The following is a 5,643-nucleotide window of genomic DNA, read 5'->3' on the forward strand; positions in this document are numbered from 1 at the left end:
CAAGCAGCCCCCGCCCGGCGTTGATGAGGAACAACAGTGTGAAATGCCGGGGGCGAAAGCCCACACCGTCGAGGCTCCGTTGCCCGACGGCCATGCGGGCGGCGCCGCCTGCGACAGTGACCACAAAACACGGGATGGAGGTCTGGCGCGATGATTCCTCTTTCATGGTACATGGCGCTGGCCGCTGTGCTGTTCTGTATCGGCGTGGCCGGATTCCTTACGCGGCGCAACATTATTGTCATGCTGCTTTCCCTTGAGCTGATGCTCAACGGCGTGAACCTGAACCTCGTGGCCATGAGTTATTTTATGGATTCCCTGCGCGGCCATGTGTTCACCCTTTTTGTGATAACGGTGGCAGCATGCGAGGCCGCCGTGGGCCTGGGCATAGTCATCTGCCTGTTCCGCAGCCGTAAAACGGTGCGCAACGACAAAATCGTCGAGCTTCGGGGGTAGCCATGCCCATATACCTCTTGCTTATTCCGCTGTGTCCGCTGCTGGCCTTTGCCGTTACCCTGGTCTGCGGGCGCTGGTGGGGCAGTCGCGCCCACTGGCTGCCCATTGCGGCCATTGTGATTTCCCTGTGCTGTTCCCTTCTGGCCCTGCGCGATGTCATGAACGGCGTCATCGTCAATGCCGATGTGCATAACTGGATAACATCGGGCAACCTGAGCGTGTCTTTCGGCTTTCTTGTGGACCAGCTTACGGCGGTCATGCTCATTGTGGTCACCAGCGTCAGCACGCTGGTTCACATCTATTCCGTGGGCTACATGAAGGGAGAAGACGGCTATTACCGCTTTTTTGCCTATCTGGCGCTCTTTTCTTTTTCCATGCTTATGCTGGTGCTGAGCAACAACTTTTTGCAGCTCTTTTTTGGCTGGGAGGCTGTGGGCCTTTCGTCCTACCTGCTCATCGGCTTTTATTATGAGAAAACGTCGGCCTCGGATGCTGGCAAAAAAGCTTTCATCGTCAACCGGTTCGGTGACTTTGGTTTTCTGCTCGGCCTGTTCTGCATCTTTACGCTTTTTGGCAGTCTGCACTATGAAAACGTGTTTTCCCAGGCGGGCATGCTGCAGGGCCTGAGCTACACCATCGGCGGCACAAGCATTGACGCGGCCACCCTCATCTGTCTGCTGCTCTTTTGCGGCGCAGTGGGCAAGTCTGCCCAACTGCCCCTGCATGTGTGGCTGCCCGACGCCATGGAAGGCCCCACACCTGTAAGCGCTCTCATTCACGCGGCCACAATGGTCACGGCGGGGGTCTTTCTGGTGGCCCGCTGTAACGCGCTGTTTTCTCTTTCGCCCACGGCTCTTGGGGTCATCACCGTAGTGGGCGCGCTGACGGCGCTTTTTGCGGCCACCATTGCCCTCACCCAGACGGACATCAAGCGGGTGGTGGCCTATTCCACCATCAGTCAACTGGCCTTCATGTTCATAGGTTGCGGCGTGGGGGCCTATGCGGCGGGCATTTTCCATCTCTTTACCCACGCGTTTTTCAAGGCCCTGCTGTTCCTGGGCTGCGGCTCGGTCATTCTGGGCATGCATCACGAGCAGGACATGCGCCGTATGGGCGGCTTGCGAAAATACATGCCCATCACCTGCGCCACATTTTTGCTGGCCTCGCTTTCCATTTCCGGCGTACCGGGGCTGGCAGGCTTTTTCAGTAAGGACGAGATCCTGCTCATGGCTTTCAATGCCGACACCACGGCTGGGTACTTTGCCTGGGGCGTGGGAACCTTTGTGGCCTTTTTGACGGCCTTTTATTCCTTCCGCTTGTTTTTCAGCATTTTTTACGGCGAATTTCGCGGCACACGGCATCAGCGCGAGCATTTGCACGAGTCGCCGCTGGTGGTCACCATACCTTTGCTCATCCTGGCCTGTGGGGCCGTGGCGGCTGGCTGGCTGGGCATTCCTCATGTGCTTGGCGGCTCCAATCTCTGGGCCGGTTTTCTTGAGCCGGTGCTGGGGCATCCGCATCTGCACCTGGACGGCACGGTTGAGCTTATGCTCATGGGGGCTTCGGTGGTGGCGGGGGGCTGCGGCATTGGCCTTGCGTGGTTTATGTACTGCCGCCAGACCGAATGGCCGGACAGGGTTGTGCAGAGTTTTCCGCGTTTGTACAGGCTTTTTCTGCACAAGTACCGTGTGGACGAAATCTACGCGGCCTGTCTGGTGCGCCCGGTTTTGTGGCTGGCTGACCATGTGCTTCTGCGCGTGGTGGATACCAAGGGGATCGAAGGGGTTGTCAATGGCCTGCCCCGTGCTATCGGCAGGCTTTCCGACAGGTTGCGCCGCTTCCAGGACGGGCAGGTGGCCCATTATCTGGCCTGGCTGGCCGGAGCCTCGGTGGTGCTTCTGATTGTGCTGCAACTGGGAATTTTCTCGTAAACACGGCAGGGAGACAGCATGTCCGTACCCGTACTTTCCTTGCTTATCTTTGTTCCTGTGCTTGGCGGTCTCTCGCTTATGCTTCTGCCCCGAGGGCGGGAGGAGACTATCAGGCTGGGGGCGCTGACCGTCTGTGCCGTGGAACTGGCCCTGAGCCTCTGGGCGCTCAGCCAGTTTGACAAGGGCTTGTGGCAGATGCAGATGGTGGAAAACCGCCCCTGGATTGAAAACCTGAACATACGCTACAGCCTGGGCATTGATGGCATAAGCGTGCTCTTTTTGCCGCTGACCGCGCTCATTACTCTTTTGGGCGTGGCTGTGTCGTTCAAAAGCATCACTTTGAAGGTCAAGGAGTTCTTCGTCAGCCTGCTGCTGCTCGAAGGAGCCATGATGGGCGTGTTTTGCGCGCTGGACCTCATGCTTTTTTATGTGTTCTGGGAGGCCATGCTCATTCCCATGTTCCTGCTCATCGGCGTATGGGGCGGGCCACGGCGCATTTATGCAACGGTGAAGTTCTTTCTTTACACCCTGTTGGGCAGCCTGCTCATGCTTGTGGGCATTATCCTCCTTTATCTCAAGGGCGGAAACACCTTCGACATGCTGGCCCTGGCCGGACAGAATTACGGTAAAGACCTGCAGTTGCTTTTATTCTGGGCCTTTTTTGCCGCGTTTGCCGTCAAGGTTCCCATGTGGCCCGTCCACACATGGTTGCCCGATGCGCATACCGAGGCGCCCACGGCGGGTTCGGTCATTCTTGCGGGCGTGCTTATCAAGATGGGCGCGTATGGCTTTTTGCGCATCAGCCTGCCCATTCTGCCTTACGCCGCCTGGACCTTGCTGACGCCCATGCTGGTTCTGTCTGTTATCGCCATTGTTTACGGCGCGCTGGTCTGCCTGGCGCAAACCGACATCAAGCGCCTGATCGCTTACAGTTCCGTGAGCCATATGGGTTTTGTGACTCTGGGGCTTTTTGCCCTGACCCAGAAGGGCGTGGAAGGCTCCATCATACAGATGCTCAACCACGGCATCGTGACGGGCGCGCTCTTTCTGGCCGTGGGCATGATTTATGACCGCACCCACACACGCCGGATCTCTGACTACGGCGGCCTTGCCAGCACCATGCCCGTCATGGCCGGATTTTTTCTGGTATTTACCCTGGCGGCCATAGGCCTGCCGGGTACCAACGGCTTTATCGGCGAGTTTCTCATTTTGCTGGGCGGGTTCGAGCGCGCGCCCTGGGCCGCAGTGGTGGCGTCTTCGGGGCTTATCCTGGGGGCCTGGTATATGCTGTGGCTCTATCAGCGAGTATTTTTCAAGCAGGTTTCAGATACGGTGCGCGGGCTGTCCGGGCTTGACGGCAGGGAGCTGACCATCCTGCTGACCATGGCCGTGCTGGTGCTTGCCATAGGCATTTTCCCCAACATGCTGCTGGAATACACCCACGCTTCGGTAGAGCGGCTTGTCAGTGACACGCAGCAGGCTTTTGCGGCCTTTGCAGCCCAGTAGGGCGGAGTAACAAGGAGCCACCATGACTGATACTGTTGTCGCGCCTCTTTCTGCACTGCCCTTGCTGGCCGATCTGCCCGCCCTTGCGCCGGAGCTGGTTCTTCTGGCCACGGCCGTCTGCCTCATGCTTGGCGATCTTTTTTACCCGCGTGAGCGTGTTTTCCAGCAGTGGCTTACAGCCGCCGGGGCTGCCGTTGCCCTTGCCCTGACACTGAGCATGAATTTCAGCGGCGGAGCCGCCGCCTTTGGCGGAATGTTCCGTGCCGACGGGCTGGCGGCGGCCTTCAAGGTCGTCTGCCTTGCGGCTCTCGGGCTTACTGCCCTTATGAGCGAATCCTTCTGCCGTCATGCCTCCATGCGTCAGGGGGAATACTACAGCCTCATGGCTTTTTCCACGCTTGGCATGTGCGTCATGGTTTCTGCCGGTGACGTCATTGTGCTGTATCTCGGTCTTGAGCTTATGGCCTTGCCCATTTACGCTCTGGTGGCCCTGCGTACGGCGGATCCGCGCAGCAGCGAGGCTGCCATCAAGTATTTTCTTATGGGCAGTTTTGCATCGGCCCTGCTGCTTTTCGGCCTGTCCGTCCTTTACGGCCTGACAGGGCAGACGGATATTGCCGAAATGGCGCGTCGCCTTGCCGTCAGCCTGAGCGTATCGGAAATGCACACCCTGCCGGCGGCAGTCATGGCCCTGGGGCTGGTGCTGGCCGGTCTGGGCTTCAAGGTGGCGGCGGTTCCCTTTCATGTGTGGGTGCCGGATGTGTATGAAGGAGCGCCCACCACTGTTACGGCGTTCATGTCTGTGGCAGCCAAAACAGCCAGTTTTGCGGTGCTTGCGCGTGTGCTTTTGCAGGGCTTGCCGCAGTTGAGTCCTTTGTGGAGCGATGCCTTGGCCGGGCTTGCTGTTCTGACCATGATTCTCGGCAACATTGCCGCTCTGGCACAGACCAGCCTCAAGCGCATGCTGGCCTACTCGGCCATTGCCCATGCCGGGTACGCGCTGCTTGGCCTTGCCGCCTGCACGCCTGAGGGGCTGCGGGCCACGGCCGCCTATCTGACCATTTATCTGTGCATGAATATCGGGGCATTTGCCGTCATAAGCTACCTTTCCGCCCGTTCCGGCAAAGGCCGTATGGGCGAAGGTCCCGATGCCGGAGAAGATCTGGATGATTACCGGGGGCTTGCCGCGCGCAGCCCGTTGCTGGCGGCAGTCATGCTGGTTTTTCTTTTCTCGCTGACGGGCATTCCGCCCACGGCGGGCTTTATGGGCAAGTTCATGCTGTTTCGCGCGGCCTTTGCGGCGGGATACCAGGTTACTGTCGTGGTGGCTGTCGTGTGCAGCACCATATCGGCCTGGTACTATCTTGGTGTTGCAAAACGCATGTACATGCAGGATAGTACAGATTGTGTCCCCGCAACATCGTGCGCCATAGCGGGCGAAACGGGCTTGCAAGCGGTGCTCGCGGTCTGTCTTGCCGGGGCGGTGCTGTGGGGCATGTTCCCGCAATCATTGCTTTTCTGGATTAATGTGTATTTTTGACAAGGGTTGATCCTGTGCCGCTCCCCTCGGGGCGCACATAGTTCAGGTGTTGACAAAGTAAATCTGGAGGAGATTTTTTATGAAAAACAGATGGATGCTCGGTGGCAGCATGGTATTGTTACTGCTGCTCACCGTGGGCCAGGCCTTTGCGGCTGAAGGCTCTGCCCCTGCTGCCGCTGCCCCCGCTCCGGTTGCGGAGGCGCCCAAGGCTCC

4 protein-coding genes are annotated in these 5,643 nt (G+C 58.7%); all 4 read left to right on the forward strand.

The annotated features are described in order from the left end of the window. Positions 1-150 precede the first annotated feature (150 nt). From nuoK to V6C16_RS06980, 4 genes are read left to right on the forward strand one after another with little or no spacing between them, the layout of a single operon-like run. Positions 151-453 (forward strand): NADH-quinone oxidoreductase subunit NuoK, encoded by a 303-nt coding sequence (nuoK, locus tag V6C16_RS06965; RefSeq protein WP_333534529.1) that lies wholly within the window; start codon positions 151-153, stop codon positions 451-453. Positions 454-455: 2 nt separating this feature from the next. Further along, positions 456-2,384: an NADH-quinone oxidoreductase subunit L gene (gene nuoL, locus V6C16_RS06970; RefSeq protein WP_333534530.1), complete on the forward strand. Its 1,929-nt coding sequence runs from the start codon at positions 456-458 to the stop codon at positions 2,382-2,384. A gap of 18 nt (positions 2,385-2,402) precedes the next feature. Further along, positions 2,403-3,890 carry an NADH-quinone oxidoreductase subunit M gene (locus tag V6C16_RS06975; protein ID WP_333534532.1) on the forward strand — a complete coding sequence of 496 codons (1,488 nt, stop codon included), beginning with the start codon at positions 2,403-2,405 and terminating at the stop codon, positions 3,888-3,890. Positions 3,891-3,912: 22 nt separating this feature from the next. Beyond that, positions 3,913-5,430 (forward strand): NADH-quinone oxidoreductase subunit N, encoded by a 1,518-nt coding sequence (locus V6C16_RS06980; RefSeq protein ID WP_333534533.1) that lies wholly within the window; start codon positions 3,913-3,915, stop codon positions 5,428-5,430. The last annotated feature ends 213 nt before the right edge of the window (positions 5,431-5,643 follow it).

Source organism: Desulfovibrio sp. 1188_IL3213, assembly GCF_036763145.1.
GTDB lineage: Bacteria > Desulfobacterota > Desulfovibrionia > Desulfovibrionales > Desulfovibrionaceae > Desulfovibrio.